Here is an 18,336-nt window from a genome sequence, read left to right as displayed (position 1 = left end):
GAACCTTAATTCTTCTTGTTTTTCTCAGAGGTCATGCTTGCGGCAAGACGACGTAGCGCTTGGCCATATCTAGGCCCGGACATGTCGACAAAAAACGCCGCAGTCTCTCGCAGTGACTGCTTTATGTCCTGTCGGTCTTTGATACTTAGAAGTTTTGCCACACCTGCAACCATCTGATCCGTTGTATCACTGACGAGAATACCATCACCCTTCAAATCTACGAAATGCACCAACCTAGGGCCAAGCTCTGAAACAAGCTTTGCCATATCACCGGCGACTTCCTTGGGATGCAAAATCTGAACCGGTTTTTCATGCATCACCGCTTCGAGGAGAATTGTAGACAAAGGGGAAACAACCGCATCAATCAATTTCATCAAACGAGCAGTGACTTTGTAATCAGCAAGATCAAAGGCAGAGTACTTTGTCTGATTTAGAACCTGACTATCGTAGTAATCTTTCATGAATGGGTCGAGAGACACGTGCGATAGACCCAGATCATAAAAGCTTTTCTCACCTGGCAGAAGCGGACCTCTCCATGGGTGAGGACGATAAAGAATATGACATTCTGGGAGTATCCCTGAGGCAATTGCTTTATCGAGCGCCTCCAAATGCACCGACTCAATAACACTTTTGCTTGTCCCGCCATAAAGGACAATTGGCACTCCCTTTGGAACACCGAACATTTCGCGCAAAAGATCATCGTCTTCCTGAACAGGATCCCGATAAACGTCAAACTGCGCTGCGCCCAGTATTTCCAGACGATCTTCAGGTATACCCATATAATCACGCGCATGGTTATATGTCTGGCGTCCCCAAACCGCCAGCTTATCAGGAAACCCTGTTACAGCCGCCTTTTGAGATGGATTGTCCCAACTATTCATCAGCAGCAAAGAAGGGATTGCTTTTTGTCGCGCCGCCAAAAGAAGGTCATTAATGAACATACCTTGCAAAATGGTGGGATGAATAATCAAGTCAGGTTTTTCTTCATCAAGAAAGTCAATCATGGGCTTGTAAACGCCCATGCACGCTTTAAAGACAAGACTATAAAGCGGATACAATTTCGACTTCACGAGGAAGTTGTATCTATCAACCCATTTTGGTTGACGTGTCAAATACGCCAGTTCGAGCCGGTCTTTAAAGTAGTCTGATTTCCGGAGATTCCACAGAGTGCCTGGTGTGTATAAGTGATCCCAACTGCCGCCTCGTGTGCGAGGCAAATCGAACCAACACCAGTCCTTTAATCCCAGAACAGAAGGATCTGTGTATACGGATTTTTTTTCCGACGAAGAATCACGATGAAAGACATACTTGACGTCAAAGTCTTCTTCCAAATCGTTTAGTACGCCACTTTTGATAAAGTGACGTACTAACATGTCAAGATCCACGAAGATCAGTATTTTTTTGCGTTTCATCAAGATGACCCTGGAAACAGCTTCAGCTAGGCTTAGCTTTGCTTCCACTTCACCCGAGGAATGAAGACATCGGTGTCTACTGCGTCTTTCTGTGCGCAAACGTTTGCCAACATAGCGTCTACGACGTCATCTGTCAGCAGCGTCGGCTGCAGTCCGAGTTCGACCAGTCCAGTATGAACCGCATTATAATAATGGTTTTCTTGTTCGACACGTGGATTGGCCAAATAATCCACCTTACAGTCCAAGCCTGCGCGTAGCGCTGATGCCTGAACCTTTGTTGCCAAATCAAGAACAGAGAACTGTTCAGTAAACTGGTTGAAAATTCTAAATTCACCCTGCTCAGGCGAATTATCAGCAGCCAAAGCAACACAAGCGATCGTGTCCTTGATGTTCAGGAAACCGCGTGTTTGTGTACCATTTCCATAGACAGTCAGATTACGGCCAACGGCTGCCTGTGATAAGAAGCGGTTAAGAACCGTTCCGAAGATATCGTCATAATGGAAAGATGTTCTCAAATCATCGTGCAGAACGGTCTGATCTGTGTCCACGCCATAAACGACCCCTTGGTTCAAGTCGGTAGCTTTCATACCCCAAATACGACAAGCAAATTCAAGATTTGCAGAATCATGTACTTTTGAAAGGTGATAATAGCTTCCCGGCTTCTTTGGATAGAGCACGCGGTCCTTACGACCTTTATGTTCTATTTCGAGCCAACCTTCTTCAATATCAATGTTAGGCGTGCCATACTCACCCATTGTACCGAGCTTAATGAGGTGCGCGTTAGGAACAAACTTCTGCATGGCAAACATGACATTCAAGTTGCCAACGACGTTGTTGTGCTGGGTATAAACTGCGGTTTCACGGCTTTGCATTGAGTAAGGCGCTGACGGTTGCTCCCCGTAATGAACAATCGCATCAGGTTTAAAAGCTTCGAAAACAGCGTAAACAAATCGATGATTGCAAAGATCTCCGATCTTCACCTCAATCTTTTTGCCTGAGACATTTTCCCATGTTCTCACCCGGCGGTGTAGAGTAGATACGCTCCAGAGTGGCTCGATGCCCTCTTCCATCTCCCATTGACGCTTGGCAAAGTTGTCGACGATGCAAACCTCATCCCCTCGCTGAGAGAAGTGCATCGCTGTCGGCCACCCTAGGTAGCCATCACCACCAAGAACCAAAATGCGCATACCTAAAAACCTTTCTAATGAAACACGGGAAATCGCAAAAAAACAGACTACCCCCCATAACGAAGACTTACTTGCTCTGCAAGGAAATAATCCAACTCTTCGTCTATGGTAATTGCCTCTATGTTCGAAACTTCAACATAACCAATTGGACCACTTACAAGCGATAAATTCTCAAGAAAATTTTCCACTGAGGTCACATATACAGCATTGGCTAAACGACACAGGTTCCGCATATCTTGACGGCGTATAAACTCATACCCCTCCCCCTTTAACAAGCGATCCAGGGTTCCGTCTTTTCTTTTTGTAAAGATGTTGTTTGGTTTCCTCTCCAGAGGACAGACAGAAATGATCGAACCATAGCTGCCTGTTTCAAACTGGTGAACAGCACGCCTGATTGTATCAGCTGTTCGAAACGGAGTTGTTGGGTCCGTGAACAGCAAACGTTCAAAATTGCGTCCTGTTTCCTGTTCTGCCTCTGCGAGAGCATGCTGTATAACGGGTATAATGTCTGCATGATCGTCAGAAAGCTCCTTGGGGCGCAAATTGCGAACTTTGACTCCCATATCAAATGCTAATTCTGCGATCTCAGCATCATCCGTCGAGACGAATATCTGATCCACCACGCCACTATCAAGGCACGCCCTAATTGCACGCTGAATCAAGGGCACTCCTCCGATGGGAAGTTTGTTCTTCCCAGGAACCCCCTTAGATCCACCTCTTGCAGGGATTATCGCCAGACAAGACATACCAACTCCGCGCTATCAATAGACAATAGTTTTGTTTAATGGGGGTAAGTTGCCAACAAGAACATTTGCGATGCTTTCACCGGCAAAGCCATTTCCATAGAGTTCGTCGGGTTTCAACTTGCCCTTCTCGGCCTGCTCAGCGATCGCCGCTATGAGCGTTTCAAGTTCAAAACCGACATCAAGAACATTTGCGCCCCGCTTGCGATTGAATTGACGCGTGCCGACATTTACGACCGGAACCCCCAACCAAGACGCTTCCCTAATTCCCGAGGAAGAATTCCCCACCAAACACACTGCCATATTCAAGAGCGTTGCATAAAGGTTAAGAGGCAACCCACCTGTTGCAATCACAGGAAACGCATTTGATTTTATCAAAACATCTAAGTGCTCATCCAACTCAGCAGCGCCCGCATCGTCGTTGGGCTTAACCCAAACGGTGGGCAGCCCCACCTGCCGAACCGCGTCAACCAATATTTCATACTGAGAAGCTGCATCGCCATACTCAGTCACCACAGGATGGTGTGACACAACAATAAAGCGGCTCTTCAAGTCCGGAGTGGTTCCTACGGCATGCGTAGCCAAATAACAGCGAACCGCATCGGAATCGTTTAAATCATATTCGCGTATTACGTCCAGACTTGGTGTTCCAAATGCGTAAATGGTCTCGGGGGCTTCCCCCATTTTAACTAACCGTTCTGCCGCATCTGTATTTGCAGGAAAGTGTAAATGAGATAGCTTGGAAACAGCGTGCCGAATTCTTTCATCGATTGACCCCGATATCTCTCCTCCTTCGAGATGAGCAATCGGAATATTCAGGCACAAAGCCGACTGAGCGAAGGCTAGTATCTCATATCGATCCGCCACGAGAAAAACCAATCCCGGTTTCAATTTCTCGAAAAGTTCCGTGGCAAGCATTGACGCTTTCGCAGCCGACAATGCCACACTTTCTAGCGATTTCTGACCGACAATATAGTCCAAAGTTCCTGCTATTGAGAAACCGTCATCAATAATCTGTTGTCCGACGCCACCATATTCAGCATTCAAAAGCTCTCCACCCAGAACGACCTGTAATTCCACATTAGTTTTCTGCTTCAACGCCAGTAGAATAGAACGGGTCTTGCCATAGTTTCCTCTGGTGGTGAGGATAAAACATATCTTTCGTTGCATCTGAGGCACCTACTCAATACCCGTCAGGTCTATTTTTTCATCTTTTGCGAAACAGCGAGACGTAACGCGACCGAGAAGTTTTTCCATTTGGTCTGCCGGGATACCACCCGCCGGCCGCTTCGTTGTAATATCAGCTTCTGCCAAAACGTGGCCCGCGGGAAGCTGCCTGACAGCAACAACCGATTTGAGTGCCCAAGACATCCCGCCAGCCTCGCATTCCGCAGGCTTCTTAACACCCGACCCGATCATTGTTTCCATTTTTCGAATGTCATCGACCAGTTGAGCGAGGTCCTCCGGTCCAGCCGAAACCTTCCAATCCTGCGCATTCGGAATGTCTCTTAGAATGGTTATGTGTTTTTCAACTATCTTAGCGCCGCGCGCTACAGCTCCGAGAACCGCTAAGTGATCTTCGGTATGGTCGGAATACCCGACAGGTCCACTAAAAACCCTTGCAAGACTATCCATCGCGGCGATGTTAACGTCGCCTGCTGGGGTTGGGTAACTTGTCACACAATGAAGCAATGCCAGTTCATCATTACCAGTGCTTTCTATTGCTTCAAGAAGCTCGACGACATCCTGCTCGGCATACATCCCGGTCGAAACGATCATTGGCTTTCCAAGCTTGGCCAGTTTCTTGAGAAACCAGTGATTGCCAAGCTCTCCCGATCCAACTTTAATGGCAGGCAGGTCTAGTTCTTCTAACCAAGACAATCTTGATTGATCGTGTGCAGTCGCCATGAAAAGCATACCCTTTGACTCAACGAACTCCTTGAGTTCAAAGACCTGATCTAGGGTTAGATTTCTCGGACGCAGCCTGTCCTTCCATTCTTCAGCTTCGGCGGACAACAAAGTATCGACATCAAAGATCTGAATCTTGAAGACATCGGAATTGCCCTCTGCCGCCAGATCAACGAGATCACGGGCCATACCCATGTCACCAAAATGCGCGACACCTGCTTCTGCAATGAACAGGCATGGCGCGTCACCGCCAACGACACGGTGAGCAATCTTAAATGTTTTCTTCATTCAATTTTATCCTGTGGCTTCAGAGAGTCTCGCTTCGAACTGAGATAAGTCCAGAAAAGACGCCCTGTTTTGTTAGAAGCTGAGAGTAAGTTCCCTGCTCAACCACTTCACCATGATCCAAAACAAAAATCTTTTTTGCGTTCTCTAAAACACTGTACCGATGGGAAATCATCAGAACGATCATGTCTCTTGACAGTCCCTCAAACAAGGCACGCATCGTATTTTCCATTTGCCCGTCTAAAGCACTCGTCGCTTCGTCCAACAGCAGCATTTTTGGTTTTTTATACAAGGCACGCGCAATCGCAATTCGTTGGCGCTGACCTCCGGAAAAACGACCACCATAATCACCGACACTTGTCTGCACGCCGTCCGGTAAACTCGCCACGAGAGAGGATAAACCTGCCTTGCAAAGGCAATCGTTTACGAGATTGAGATCGATATCCTTGTAGCGAACCCCAAACGCAACGTTCTGCAAAATGCTCCCATCCACCAGAAAAGGAGATTGCGGCACATATGAGATGCATTCTCGATAACTAGAGGTATTAAGCTCAGAAAGCGGCCTCTTATCAAGCCACACCGTGTCTGGCGAAGCGTTACTCAACCCCATCAAAACATCTATTAATGAAGTTTTTCCGCCGCCTGAGGGACCAACCAAACCATAGAGCCCACCTTTTTCCAGCTCTATACTAATGTTCCGTAAACTAGCCCGGTCCGTCCCACCGATTGAGAGACGCTCCAATTCCAAAGAAACCTTTTGCCAAGCCATTTCCCGACAAGAGCCCCCTTCTATACCAGAATTTTTGATTTGGTAATTGGTCAAGTCATCCTGAAGCTCAGCTAAACCAAGCAAGAATGGGTGAACTTGCCAGTATTTGCCAAGGTTAACCGCAAGCCGGTTTGCGACAGGCAGCGCTCGAGAGGCGACAATCCCAAGAATGGCAACATTCGCTGCAATTTCAGCCAAAGGCATTCCTGCCCCGTACATGATGAGCACAATCATCAACAGACTGAACTGGCTCAGAAAGTTAATAAACTGTGGAGGCACCTTTGCCCACAGATTGAGCTTCATATGGGTGCGACTTGCCGTCAAAACAGTCAAATCAATACTTTGATCAAACCATTTAGGCTCAAGAGAATAGCGAATATCTTTGTATCCCCGCAGCAACTCACCATATTTGACATTCATTTCGTTTGCTTTTTCACGACTGATTTCTGCGTAAGAAGTCAGTCTAGGTCGTGAGATAAAAACAATAGAAATAATAGCGCTACCGATCACGGCGAAAAAGACGATCCCCTGCCATGGAATAGTGAAACACAAAATAAAGACAAGAAATAAAATGACAACAATATCTGACAATGAAGTCATCGTAAAAATAACGAAATCTCTAGCAAAATACTGTGTATCTTGAAAACATACCCTCACGACTTCGCTTGAATTTACTTTAGAATGCCAACCAACATCTACATTTTGAATAAGATAGACAATGTGCCTGGAAATTCTTTGCCAACGCCCAATACCAAATTTTAGAACGAGCCAAGACATAAGTACGCTTGAGAGAAAAGAAAATAAAAGAAGTACTGCGGGTATGCCCGCATAAATCCAAATCAGCAGCTCTTGATCAACATTCTTTAATAATCTATCGAGGATTTCTGGCATGCTCCCCATATCCCCACCAGAGAGGATAAATTTAAAAAAAGGAGCAATTGAGTACACAGCAATCATCTCGAGACAGCCCGCGGCCAGCACAACAAAGAAAAGCGCAAACATCAACTTCCGCTCTCTTGGTGTCATTAAACCAACACCGAGCCGCCAACTATTTACAAAATTATTTTTGCGATAGTCTTTAATAGTCTTCATCTCAACACTCAATGATGCACCACACAGCAGTGCAACGAACAATTCACATCGCGAAAATCATTGCTATGACGATGTATCGGCTACGATTAAATTATCATCGAAACTCAACAGATCATTCGGCACATTTAACCTGTATAACGAAACTCATCTTAAACTGATAAAAAAGCCAAAGTCCTCTAACAATTCTTTATGTTAACTGGTATAAACCGCTAGGTTGCATAAACAATCAACTATTTGACGACACCAAATTGGGGCTAATCAAAGCATGAAGCATCCTTTTGTGATTTTCATTGTCGATTTTACGTACACGCAACAAGGTCTTCAGTCTGAAATTGCCCCATCGGCGATAGGAGGAATTGCGACCTACGCAAAGAAAATGCACGGCGAGGCCATCGAATGTCACGTCTTCAAACAACCGGAAAAGTTTTCTAAGGCGTTTGACGACAGAAAACCAGACCTGATTGGTTTTTCGAACTATTCTTGGAACGCGCGCCTTTCATGGGCCTTTGCACAGCGCATCAAGTCTCAGCACCCGGAAGTTAAGATTGTCTATGGCGGGCCACATTATCCACTCCCTCGCTCCGAACAGGAACAATATCTGCGCGAACATGATGAAATGGATTATTTCATCATCAAAGAAGGTGAAGTCGGTTTTGCAAGCCTAATCGGACATCTGCTTGAAGATCCAGACAACCGTCCGACTGAACTGATTGAATCAGTGCACTGGCTTGACAGAGAGACCGGGAAATTTTATCTCGCCCCGCCAAGTGCAAGGCTCAAAGACCTTGACGAAATTCCATCTCCGTACCTGAATGGCGATATGGACGAGTTCATTGATGATGGTTTTATGCCTATCATTCAAACAAACCGAGGATGTCCGTTTTCTTGTACTTTTTGTGTAGAAGGCACCCTCTACTACAACAAAGTTCGCAACAAAGGGCACGAGCGCATATTTGCCGAGCTTGACTACATCGGGAGGCAAATGGCGCCGCGTGTGGCCGAGGGAAAACGAGCTGACCTGTTTATCGCGGATTCGAATTTCGGGATGTATAATGGCGATTTGGAGATTTGTGATGAAATCGCTAAATGCCAAGACCAGTACAACTGGCCACAACATGTAAGTGTCGCCACGGGCAAAAACCAAAAGCACCGAATCATTGAGGCTGCAAGACGACTGCGGGGTGCCATGCGCCTTTCCGGCTCGGTTCAGTCGCTGGATGGAGACGTCCTGGCCAACATTAAGCGTAAGAACGTCTCTGCTGACGATATTATGCAAGTTGCAATTGAAGGCGGAAAAGCAGGTGCCTTGACCTACAGTGAAGTCATTCTCGGGCTTCCAGGCGATACAGTTGAAAAGTTCAAGAACACGGTTTCACGATTACTTGATGCCGGCTTTACCAAGGTAGAAGTATATACCTTGATGCTACTGCCTGGCTCAGAGCTAGACGACGCAGAAACCCGTGAAAAATTTGGCCTTGTTACAAAGTATCGTGCTATTCCACGCTGTTTTGGTATTTTTGACATCGCTGGTAACAGCTTTGCTGAAGGCGAAATTGAAGAAGTCGTTGTAGAAACCAACACCATGTCGTTTGACGAATATGTTGAATGCCGCGTGTACAGCCTCTTAATCGTGCTTATTAACAACGACGGATACTTTGCGCTTGCCCGGAAACTATTGAATGACAATGGCGTTGGAATGTTCGAAGTCATTGAACATATATACAATCGTCAATCGACCATTCCCGCGAAGCTAAAAACCATCATTGATAGCTTCCGAGCTGAGACCCGCTCTGAACTGTGGGAGAATCAGGACAATCTAGCTGAAGCTCTTAATTCACCAACGGACGTTCAGAAGTATATTGATGGTGAAGTCGGTAACAACGTTCTTTATCGTCATAAATCGATGGCCATAATTCAAGCTTTCAAAGAAATTGGCATGATTATGGGCGACGCCGTCGAGACCCTTTTGTCCGACAAGCTAGGTTCCTTGAACAGCCCTCAGAAACAGTTCATCGATGAGCTAATGGTTTGGTGCACCAACTACGCCATTGATGTACTTGATGGAGCTGCGGCAACGCCGGCACATGATTTCCATTATGACTTCGAACAGGTTATCGAGAACAACCAGTTTGGGTCCATCATCGCCCCGGGCCCGCGCCGAACTGTCCGATTTGTTCAAGACGAGAAGCAAAAGCAGATGGCTCAGTGGTATTTGAACACGTATGGTACGGAGCTTACCGGGTTGACCCGCCTACTGACACGGGTAAACCTAAAACGCCTTTTGCGCAACCCTGAGCTTGTCGAGGAAAAACAGGCCACAGTTGCAGCGCAATAATCACACCGTTCAAGCTTTCTGACCTTAGTTGGTATAAGTATGTACTTCATAATTAATCTTGCTGGCCTGCTGCTTTCCTTGGCAGCCGTGGTCTTTCTGTGCGTCTCAAGTGAGACATATCTTGTAAGCCCTAAATACATTTCAATTTATTTGGGATTTCCCATCATATTGCTAGCTATATCCGCTCTCGGATGCCTTATAAAGCGGCTCAGGGATTATGCAGCGATCACGCTTGTCACAATGGGTATTTTCCTAATTGGATTTGAGTTATTTCTTTATTCACAAACAGATCCTTACAATAAAATCCAAGCTAGATCGGCTAATATATCAAGTCATGCCGCGCAAGCAGGTAGACAGTTTGACGAAAGAACTACATCTCAGGTTATTGATGATTTACGAAAAGACGGTTTGGATGCTTGGCCGACTTTCAGCCCGACCACCTTTTTGCTGAATGGCCTGCCTGACGGTATCTCTATTGACGGGACACCAACCCTGCCTCTGACAAATGTAGCAAACAGCAAGTCGGTTTACTGCAATGAAAGTGGGAAGTGGCTTGTCTTCCAAAGTGACAACTTTGGCTTTAATAATACTTCATACTATCCCAATGAAGATGAACCACTTGATGTAGCACTTCTGGGAGATTCATTTGCCCAAGGCGCGTGTGTGCAACCTGAATCTTCCGCACAGGCTCAGCTGAACAATAAAAGTATTCCCACACAAAGTTTCGGGGTCGGTGGCACAGGTCCACTTATTCAACTCGCTCTGCTGAAAGAGTATGTTGCAGCAAAGACGCCGAAGCACGTGTTCTGGTTTTTCTATGAAGGCAATGACATGCACACGAACATGATCATTGAAGAACAGAACAGCAAACTTCTTGCATACCTAAAACCCGGTTTCTCCAACAAGCTTGCCTCAAAACAGTCACAGATAGACCAAGCTCTTCGTGTATTTATCGCAGAGCAATTTGATCAATTGAAGGAGTCGGAGTTAGACATGAAGACACCTTCTTTCTCGGCCAAGGATACTCTCAAACTGATACGTCTGAGGACAGCTTTAGGCCTCGTGTCATGCCCCAAAACAAATCAAAACTTCTCGCTTCTGAACGACATTTTCGTTGAAGCAGACCGTGAAGTTTCTTCTTGGGGCGGTCAATTGCATGTGGTTTACCTGCCTGCATGGGATACAAGCTGCGACCTTTTTGACCCATCCGCGCCTGCCGAAGACAGTTGGATGCATAACATAGTTACCGATCTAGCGCAGGCAGCGGGAATCAACATCATCGATGTGAAAACGAGACAATTTGAACTTGGAGGCCCAGAAGCATTTTACTGGTATCCGGGCTCCCACTTCAACGATGCAGGCTATTCCCTTGTGGCTGAAATGATCGCCAATGTCACACAATCGGACAATAAGTGACATTGGCTATTGTTGATCAAAACGGAGGATCGAGTAAGGCGGCCTGTTTTATAAAGCCAAGGCGATGATTTGCCTGCATCAGGCCAACTGAATTTTCCTTGGAAATTTCGTCATGCCAAAATAGTTTCATTCCGATATCATGCAAGTACTTCACGTGCTTGGCAACTGGATAGTAATGAGGTTCATCGACAAACTCTTCACCCGACGCAGGAGAAACAACAGCCTTTTCTTCCATATGCCTTCCATAAGTAAAAACAAACCGACCACCCGGACGAAGTATTCTATTTACCTCATCGAACACTTGCGTTGGTTTAAGGCTGTATTCAAGAGTGTTGACCATCGTCACGACGTCAAATGAAGCGTCATTAATTCCGTTCATGTCTTCCATATTCATCGACATGATCTTCGGATTAATGGAAAACAGATCAAGTCCAGAAATATTGTCCCAGTTGAAGCCTGCGAACTTCGCTTGATGTAATTCAAGGACGTTCCGACAACCAATGATCAGAAGCTTTTCATCCTTTAAATCGCGCCATGGCGTTGTTGCAATTTGATAAATCGGTTCAACACGCCGAGATGTCGTAACAAACTTATTCAAAATCTGCGTGACGTTATGCCGTATGGCGCGAGCAGCAGCAGACTGATCGCTAGCATCAGGTAGCGGAGTACTTTTGATTCTCTGCCGGTCACATGACTGGACAATTAAACCGTAGATGCCAAAAATACGGGGCTTCATCATCAGCCGCGCAAACAATCTGTGGTCTGAAGGGCTCTTCGCGGGATGCCGCAAGGCACGATACAAAGCAGAAGCGAATTGACGTAAGAAACTCTGACGGCGGAACAATACCGACCTCCCTTGAATAAGTATTATCGCCATACTGGCATGTATTGATTTCTGACCAAGCGATCCGTCAATCAAGCACCTAGAACTCAAAATAACTTCAGAAAGCTGGATCTTTTGGATAAGGAACCTTTTTGGGACGACCTACATTGAAATAGTCTTCGATATCTGGGCTCGTGATGCTGGGATACATATGGAAAATATACGCATATCTTTCGTGCCCAGCAGCCGGATATCCGCCGCGATGTATGCAATTGTTCCGGAAAAGTACAAGCATCCCGCCTTCACCTTCCGGCTGCGAAACTTCACCTCTAAAGTCAGCAGCAATTCGTTTTTCGTAATACTCACACTTCAGACGGCGAATCGCAGCAGGTTCAGTAACGCCACCAGGTTTTCTAACATGTTCGCGTTGATATTTTCTCGCGCCACGAAGTAAAGTTTTGGTGCGTCCCCAGTGTACAGCTTGAAGTGCACCGCTCTCTTTCGTTACACCATGAGGCAAAAACATCACATTGATGCATGATCCAGGCCCAGCATCGCTATGCCAAAGCTGGGAAGCGACCGCACTTTCTTGCTGTCGGTGACTATACATCATCACCGCATACAGCAATTTATAGTGGCTGCTGTAGATAGCCTCCAGAGCGTGCTTTAGGGTGCCTTCGAACAAGGGGCGCAACTCTGGAAAATCCAACAGAATGTTTCCGTTGTAGTTTTCAATGTTGGCCGTACTACCGCTGCTCCATTTTTCTGTCACTTCACGGTACTTCTCCAGCGCCTGCATGATGACTTTGCCTACTGCAATCGTCTCATCGTTCTGGATTGATACTATACCTTTGTCACGGAACTCCAATGCAAGCTCTGACCATTCTGGTGAGCTCGAATGTTGGTAAGCTGCCTTGCATTTCTGATGGTATTCATCATACACAGCAGCATTTTGCCAACCAATTGCAGTCCCGTATTTATCGAAGCTGCGGTTCTCAAGGAAATCGTGAATAAAGTCTTTCGCCAGCCTTAACATGTTATTGCCCTGCGTTTATTCGAAACCCCAACAATGACAGCGTATTTCCGCCCGAAAGCGACCATGATGGTTCGAGTTTATTAACCGATCATACTCATCAAACCTTTGGGATCTAGCCATTCCGTATTTCTATCGCTTGAATAATTGAAGTCGTCGCCCACTTTTCGATACCCTTCAGGCAAGCCAGAAGCAGAACTTTCACGCCACATATCCATGTCAGGAAGAACCGCATAACGGTCGTCGCTTTCAACTGTATGTCGGGCATCGTCTTCAGTTACCATAACTTCATGCAGTTTCTCTCCAGGCCTAATTCCTATAATGCTGATCGGCATTTCGGGAGCAAGAGCCTTTGCTAGGTCGACCATCTTCATACTTGCGATTTTCGGAACGAATATTTCCCCACCGTTCATTTGCCCTAAACAGGACAGAACAAAATTCACGCCTTGTTCAAGCGTGATCCAGAACCGTGTCATCTCAGGATGAGTAATAGGCAAAGTCTTGGCATTGTTCTCAATCAAACTTTTGAAGAGTGGAACAACACTACCTCTTGAACCGACAACATTTCCGTAACGTACCACACTAAAAATAGGGCCGCTTTCTCCTGCAAGGTTGTTTGCAGCCACAAATATCTTATCTGATGCAAGCTTGCTCGCACCGTAAAGGTTCGCAGGGCTTGCGGCCTTGTCGGTAGAGAGAGCAATCACTTGCTTGACCCCAGCATCTATACTTGCCTTGACGACATTCTCCGCACCAATGACATTCGTATGTATGCACTCAAACGGATTGTACTCTGCGGCAGTGACATGCTTCATCGCTGCTGCGTGGATTACGATGTCGACCCCCCGCATAGCCATGCGCAAGCGCTCACAGTCCCTTACGTCACCGATAAAGTACCTCATGCATGGATAGGTGCTATTAGGAAAGACCCGCGCCATTTCATATTGCTTCAGCTCATCGCGTGAAAACACAATGAGTCTTCTCAAGCTAAAACGATCCAGCAGTTCTTTCACAAAACGTGTTCCGAACGACCCCGTACCACCAGTAATCAAGACAGTTTGGTTGTCTAGGCAGGGAATATCTTTATCAAATTTTCTAAGCTCATAGGTCATGCAAAAGGTACCCTGAAGAATTTGCCTATTAATTATTGGGTGTTCTATGATAATCGCAATGCTGAGTCCACTTCTATCAGACAAAGCATCCAAGCCTAATCGCCCAGGAGGTATACTTGGGCCTCCCGCAATATTGCTTCATCAACTACGCCACTTTTTCTGCCAACGACCCAGTCTGAAGAATAGATTGCATCTTTGGGACTCCCTTGACTGCTAACGATGACCGGGAACGTAAACTCGGCAGATTTCATCCATTCAAATTTGGAAATATTCTCTCTCGGGTGCGGCCTAACAACCAAAAACGGCTTCGACACATGAGGTCCGGCTGGAAGAGAAAGGCGTTTTTTTTCAAGCGACGCGAGCAAATCATACAGCATTTGAGTCTCATCAAACGGCGGTTTTCTACCTTTCTCAATCATTTCCGCGCCAACTAGCGAAACAAACAGAACCAATGTTTGATCGGTTGTTGCACCCCACTCAGATCGAAGATCATTAAAACCCTCTCCATCGGCTTTTATCCGCTCATGAGCCAAATTAGGCAACACATGAACATTTTTCATGGGGAAGTTTTCGAGTTCGAACCCCTCGCGCACTCGTTCATTGGAGACCACAATTATGTCTGGCTCAAATCGACGGCGGTCAAGGTCAAAACATCTTTCTAACAAATAAGTATCGTTATCTGCCAAAACGACAACCCGCACACCTTGTTGCGTTGCAGCCATCCACAATGCACGCGTACGGATCGCGTCCACATCATCTAGTCCCGTCACTAGAACGGATGGCGCGCAAACTGCGACCAACTGACAAGCCCAAGCAAACTCTTGGTCCTGATCTGTTTCGACCTCACCGACATCATGAGCCGCCCAGCCATAATGCTCCCATACCTTGACGGCAGGTCCCCACGCATTTATTCGCAGTATGGCATTCTGGTCAACATTCAAGATTTGCAAGAATTTTTCTCGCAGGGTCCCATTCTGGCTTTTGTGCAACAACCAATGCAATCCGACAAGCATGTTCGCCGAACCAGGATCTCGACTTGCCATTAGAATAGGGCCCATACCGGCGTTCATCGGATTTTTAATCCCCATAGAGGTCATCAATATTTTCCATGACCTTCTCAAACGCGAAGACCACATCGTCCAAATCGTCTTTGGAGAAGCCCGGCCTCATAAGTTCATGGATGATTAGGCTCTCCCCAAACGCTTTCTCGCAGTTTGGCGCACTACCTGGTTGATAGCTTTCAGTCGCCACTTGAGATGCATTTTTAAAAACGGGATGCGTACGTTTCTGATAAAATGACTGCATATAGAGGGGGCGAACATATCCACCACTGCACAAAACACCCTCTGCTTCTCTAAGACGACAGGGAGCTAGTTCCGCGCGTATTGCAGCGACAAAAGTGTTTCTGTGGACACCTGATAATTCAGAATTATATGTAATTGGATGCACATAGTAGCAATGGCGGTTATCTGAATCCACCTTGAGGAAGGAAAGGCAATCTGAACCAGAAAGCTTACTCTCTAGATATTGTACATTCTCAATACGACTGCAAATCAGATCGTCGATCCTTTGTATCAAGCTATTGCCAATAGCGGCTTCAATTTCGCCTAAACGATAGTTAAACCCAACCAAATCTCCATTGTATTCTATGTTTTGATCTTTTGACTTGGCGTCGACAACTGCTTCTGCATGGTTCCGGATCAGCATCAAACGATCAGCAAAGCGGTCGTCCTGAGTAACGACAATGGCCCCCTCTCCTGTATGGATGTGTTTGTGATAATTTAGGCTGAATATTCCGATGTCTCCCAAAGTACCAAGCTTTTTGCCTTTGTATTCACCCATAGGTGACTGAGCACAATCCTCGATCACAACAAGACCACGAGACTTGGCAAGCTTCATGATAGGTTCCATATTGGCCGGGCCACCGAAGATATGAACAACTATGATGCCTTTTGTTCTATCTGTCAGCCGAGCTTCGATTGTATCAGCTGATATACAGAAAGTTTCCGGATCAACATCTGCAAATACCGGGTTCGCACCACATACAACCGGGGCCATCGCAGAGGCAGACATTGTATAAGGTGAAACAATCACCTCATCCCCTGAGCTAAACCCCGCGGCAGCACAAGCTGCATACAAACCGCTCGTCGCCGAGTTCATGGAAATCGAATATTTGCTGTCAAAAAGCTTCGACCAATTGGCTTCAAATTCTTGAACCTTTGGCCCCCCGAAGAAATCTTTGTGCCAAGTCCCCAGATAACGCGACAAAATCCCGCTCTTCATAACGTCGGTAACTGCTGAAATCTCGCTATCACCGATGACGTTGTATGAGGGAAAAAGATTGGTTCGTACCGGATTTCCACCTTTAATCGCGAGCTTGGACATTCAAGAAATTCCTTTGGTTAAAGCATCATCACCATTCTTCTCAACCATCATCGCTTTAATTTGATGGCAAATCATTTCCTGACTTAGCATCCAATTTATGTCACGTCGCATCAGAGTTCCATGTTCAAAAAATGCCTGCCATTCACGCCAAGCATTTGCAAGAGCCATTCTCTGATTGCCGTTGAACACTGATATATCCTCCGGATAGAGGAGCTTGGTATATTCGGGATGAGGAACGGGTTTTCTTAATACAATTCGCCTGCAGCCATCCTCTAGGCGCAGTACCACCTTTTCAAAATGCAATTCAATCTCAAAGAAATTGTACAGCTCGTGGTCAAGTTTGTTCAAAGTAACGTTGGCGCCAGCAACTGAAAGGCTAGCACAAGCTCCCTGGTTTCCTTCGCCATTCAATCGGGTAAACGCACAGGTGACCTCTTCATTAATCACCACGGGCCCAAGAAGGTCCGAAAGGAGCGCAATCATGTGGGGTCCGTTGTGCGTAATGTCTTTGACAAAAACACCTGTCCCGGCCTGAAGTTCTCCAAATTCGCCTGACATAATCCTAGAACGCAGCTCAGCCATACTATCATCCCAAAGCCGCAGAAAATTAACCGAAATGGTTATGCCTTCTGCCGTTGCTTTATCAACAAGTCTTGTACTTGCTTGCGGATCGTCAGTTATTGGTTTCTCACAAAAAACTGCATGGATATGTTGAGAGATAGCAAGTTCAAGCGCTTCTTCGTGATACTCGGTTGGACTGGAAATGACCAACATGTCTACTTCAACCTTGGCATCTCTGAAATCTTGCAAAGTTCTATAAAGGCATGCCATTGGAAAAACTGTTTTCGCGCATGCCAATTTCTCGGAGGATGGATCAACGCAAGCGACAACGTCGAACCCTCCTACTTCTCGAATTGCGCTGGCATGATCCAAAGATCCTATACTCGGACCAAAATCAGGTTGGTTAGGATTACCGTAACCAAACGCTATCTCACCACAACCAACAATTCCGACAGATATCAATACTTCACCCACTTATGTTGAACGTCGTTGTTGATATCTCGAAGCCATTGATTTTTGCTCAGATAGTTCAGTACATCATCCAAAGTGAATTCAGGGTGATGCGGATACAAACTCTCGAAAATACGACTGATCACCTGATAGTCTTCTGGTGTATCAAGCGTTAATCGCAATTTTGGGTCAAACTGATGCTCTGGCGCTTCAATCCACCGAAGATCATAGAGTTCAGGGTGACGATAGATGAACAGACTAACATGTTCGCGTTCTTCTGGATCGTTAGTACGAGAGAAGGCATCAGCCAAGATTTTCGTTGAGAAAATCTGAACATCCATTCCGATGGGGTAGCAACGTTTATAAACGTTTGAGCAATAATCCGCCCCATCTGAGATGTATTCTTCATATACTTGGTTGCAGATTTCTGGATCTATCAGTGGGCAGTCGCTTGTCGTCTCAATGATGGTTTCAACGTCGTAGTGCTCGGCGGCACCAAGAACCCGCGACATGACGTCATTCTCGCTTCCTCTATAACAAAGGATCCCCCACTGTTCTGCATACTCCACCAAAACATCGTCTGTGTCGTTATGCGTCGTACACAAGATAATCTCGTCGGAAGCACTTATTCGACGCAGCCTCTCAACCATGAACTCTAGCAACGGACGCCCCATCGCAGGTTTCAGAATTTTCCCTGGCAATCGCGTTGACGTCATCCTTGCCTGTATGGTCACTGCTGTTTTAATCATGGTATGTGTATTGACCTAAACTTAACTCAAACTCATCGCAATCTAACGATCTGAATTATTACTAACCAAAAAGCCC

General features: G+C 46.1%; 15 protein-coding genes. 2 read left to right on the top strand and 13 right to left on the bottom strand.

The genetic code is table 11. From position 1 onward, the window contains the following. Positions 1-5 precede the first annotated feature (5 nt). The 6 genes from K355_RS0105670 to K355_RS24995 are packed head-to-tail and all read right to left on the bottom strand — an operon-like array spanning position 6 to position 7,396. Positions 6-1,412: a hypothetical protein gene (locus K355_RS0105670; protein WP_022731147.1), complete on the bottom strand. Its 1,407-nt coding sequence runs from the start codon at positions 1,410-1,412 to the stop codon at positions 6-8. Positions 1,413-1,444: 32 nt separating this feature from the next. Next, positions 1,445-2,599, bottom strand: a complete 1,155-nt coding sequence (locus tag K355_RS0105665) for an NAD-dependent epimerase/dehydratase family protein (RefSeq protein ID WP_022731146.1) — start codon at positions 2,597-2,599, stop codon at positions 1,445-1,447. Between the two features lie 47 nt (positions 2,600-2,646). After that, positions 2,647-3,345 (bottom strand): acylneuraminate cytidylyltransferase family protein, encoded by a 699-nt coding sequence (locus K355_RS0105660; protein WP_022731145.1) that lies wholly within the window; start codon positions 3,343-3,345, stop codon positions 2,647-2,649. 15 nt (positions 3,346-3,360) lie between these two features. Further along, on the bottom strand, positions 3,361-4,512 hold the full coding sequence (gene neuC / locus K355_RS23195) for a UDP-N-acetylglucosamine 2-epimerase (RefSeq protein ID WP_051145940.1): 1,152 nt from the start codon (positions 4,510-4,512) through the stop codon (positions 3,361-3,363). Between the two features lie 9 nt (positions 4,513-4,521). Further along, complete coding sequence (locus tag K355_RS0105650) at positions 4,522-5,538, bottom strand: N-acetylneuraminate synthase family protein (protein WP_022731143.1); 1,017 nt, start codon at positions 5,536-5,538, stop codon at positions 4,522-4,524. A 19-nt stretch (positions 5,539-5,557) separates the two neighbouring features. After that, complete coding sequence (locus K355_RS24995) at positions 5,558-7,396, bottom strand: ABC transporter ATP-binding protein (RefSeq protein ID WP_022731142.1); 1,839 nt, start codon at positions 7,394-7,396, stop codon at positions 5,558-5,560. A gap of 265 nt (positions 7,397-7,661) precedes the next feature. On the opposite strand from K355_RS24995, the gene K355_RS0105640 reads away from it, so the two are divergent. Continuing rightward, complete coding sequence (locus K355_RS0105640; RefSeq protein ID WP_022731141.1) at positions 7,662-9,731, top strand: B12-binding domain-containing radical SAM protein; 2,070 nt, start codon at positions 7,662-7,664, stop codon at positions 9,729-9,731. A 39-nt stretch (positions 9,732-9,770) separates the two neighbouring features. Beyond that, positions 9,771-11,147, top strand: a complete 1,377-nt coding sequence (locus tag K355_RS0105635; RefSeq protein WP_022731140.1) for an SGNH/GDSL hydrolase family protein — start codon at positions 9,771-9,773, stop codon at positions 11,145-11,147. 16 nt (positions 11,148-11,163) lie between these two features. Here the strand turns inward: K355_RS0105635 and K355_RS0105630 are convergent, their stop codons facing one another. From K355_RS0105630 to K355_RS0105600, 7 genes are all read right to left on the bottom strand, one after another. Further along, entirely contained in the window at positions 11,164-11,991 is an 828-nt protein-coding gene (locus tag K355_RS0105630; RefSeq protein ID WP_162142278.1) for a methyltransferase domain-containing protein, read from the bottom strand. Positions 11,992-12,088: 97 nt separating this feature from the next. Beyond that, positions 12,089-13,006, bottom strand: a complete 918-nt coding sequence (locus tag K355_RS0105625) for a hypothetical protein (protein ID WP_022731138.1) — start codon at positions 13,004-13,006, stop codon at positions 12,089-12,091. 80 nt (positions 13,007-13,086) lie between these two features. Beyond that, entirely contained in the window at positions 13,087-14,115 is a 1,029-nt protein-coding gene (pseB, locus tag K355_RS0105620; RefSeq protein WP_022731137.1) for a UDP-N-acetylglucosamine 4,6-dehydratase (inverting), read from the bottom strand. 95 nt (positions 14,116-14,210) lie between these two features. Next, positions 14,211-15,212: a hypothetical protein gene (locus K355_RS0105615; protein WP_022731136.1), complete on the bottom strand. Its 1,002-nt coding sequence runs from the start codon at positions 15,210-15,212 to the stop codon at positions 14,211-14,213. Continuing rightward, positions 15,193-16,500 (bottom strand): DegT/DnrJ/EryC1/StrS family aminotransferase, encoded by a 1,308-nt coding sequence (locus K355_RS0105610; protein ID WP_022731135.1) that lies wholly within the window; start codon positions 16,498-16,500, stop codon positions 15,193-15,195. Before K355_RS0105610 ends, K355_RS0105615 begins: the two co-directional genes overlap by 20 nt. After that, complete coding sequence (locus tag K355_RS0105605) at positions 16,501-17,535, bottom strand: Gfo/Idh/MocA family protein (protein ID WP_081649462.1); 1,035 nt, start codon at positions 17,533-17,535, stop codon at positions 16,501-16,503. It abuts the gene before it with no gap. After that, positions 17,520-18,260 (bottom strand): cytidylyltransferase domain-containing protein, encoded by a 741-nt coding sequence (locus K355_RS0105600; protein WP_022731133.1) that lies wholly within the window; start codon positions 18,258-18,260, stop codon positions 17,520-17,522. Before K355_RS0105600 ends, K355_RS0105605 begins: the two co-directional genes overlap by 16 nt. Positions 18,261-18,336 lie beyond the last annotated feature (76 nt).

It is taken from the genome of Thalassospira lucentensis MCCC 1A00383 = DSM 14000 (genome assembly GCF_000421265.1).
Classification (GTDB): domain Bacteria; phylum Pseudomonadota; class Alphaproteobacteria; order Rhodospirillales; family Thalassospiraceae; genus Thalassospira; species Thalassospira lucentensis.
The sequence above is the reverse complement of the archived record's forward strand: the minus strand, read 5'-3'. Positions and strand labels throughout refer to the sequence as shown.

Excerpts from the sequence above, each read along its gene's own strand:
- K355_RS0105615 (WP_022731136.1), bottom strand. The coding sequence starts at position 15,212 with ATGACCTCTATGGGGATTAAAAATCCGATGAACGCCGGTATGGGCCCT.
- K355_RS0105625 (WP_022731138.1), bottom strand. The coding sequence starts at position 13,006 with ATGTTAAGGCTGGCGAAAGACTTTATTCACGATTTCCTTGAGAACCGC.
- pseB (WP_022731137.1), bottom strand. The coding sequence starts at position 14,115 with ATGACCTATGAGCTTAGAAAATTTGATAAAGATATTCCCTGCCTAGAC.
- K355_RS0105600 (WP_022731133.1), bottom strand. The coding sequence starts at position 18,260 with ATGATTAAAACAGCAGTGACCATACAGGCAAGGATGACGTCAACGCGA.
- K355_RS0105660 (WP_022731145.1), bottom strand. The coding sequence starts at position 3,345 with ATGTCTTGTCTGGCGATAATCCCTGCAAGAGGTGGATCTAAGGGGGTT.
- K355_RS0105670 (WP_022731147.1), bottom strand. The coding sequence starts at position 1,412 with ATGAAACGCAAAAAAATACTGATCTTCGTGGATCTTGACATGTTAGTA.
- K355_RS0105640 (WP_022731141.1), top strand. The coding sequence starts at position 7,662 with ATGAAGCATCCTTTTGTGATTTTCATTGTCGATTTTACGTACACGCAA.
- K355_RS24995 (WP_022731142.1), bottom strand. The coding sequence starts at position 7,396 with ATGAAGACTATTAAAGACTATCGCAAAAATAATTTTGTAAATAGTTGG.
- K355_RS0105650 (WP_022731143.1), bottom strand. The coding sequence starts at position 5,538 with ATGAAGAAAACATTTAAGATTGCTCACCGTGTCGTTGGCGGTGACGCG.
- K355_RS0105610 (WP_022731135.1), bottom strand. The coding sequence starts at position 16,500 with ATGTCCAAGCTCGCGATTAAAGGTGGAAATCCGGTACGAACCAATCTT.
- K355_RS0105635 (WP_022731140.1), top strand. The coding sequence starts at position 9,771 with ATGTACTTCATAATTAATCTTGCTGGCCTGCTGCTTTCCTTGGCAGCC.
- neuC (WP_051145940.1), bottom strand. The coding sequence starts at position 4,512 with ATGCAACGAAAGATATGTTTTATCCTCACCACCAGAGGAAACTATGGC.
- K355_RS0105665 (WP_022731146.1), bottom strand. The coding sequence starts at position 2,599 with ATGCGCATTTTGGTTCTTGGTGGTGATGGCTACCTAGGGTGGCCGACA.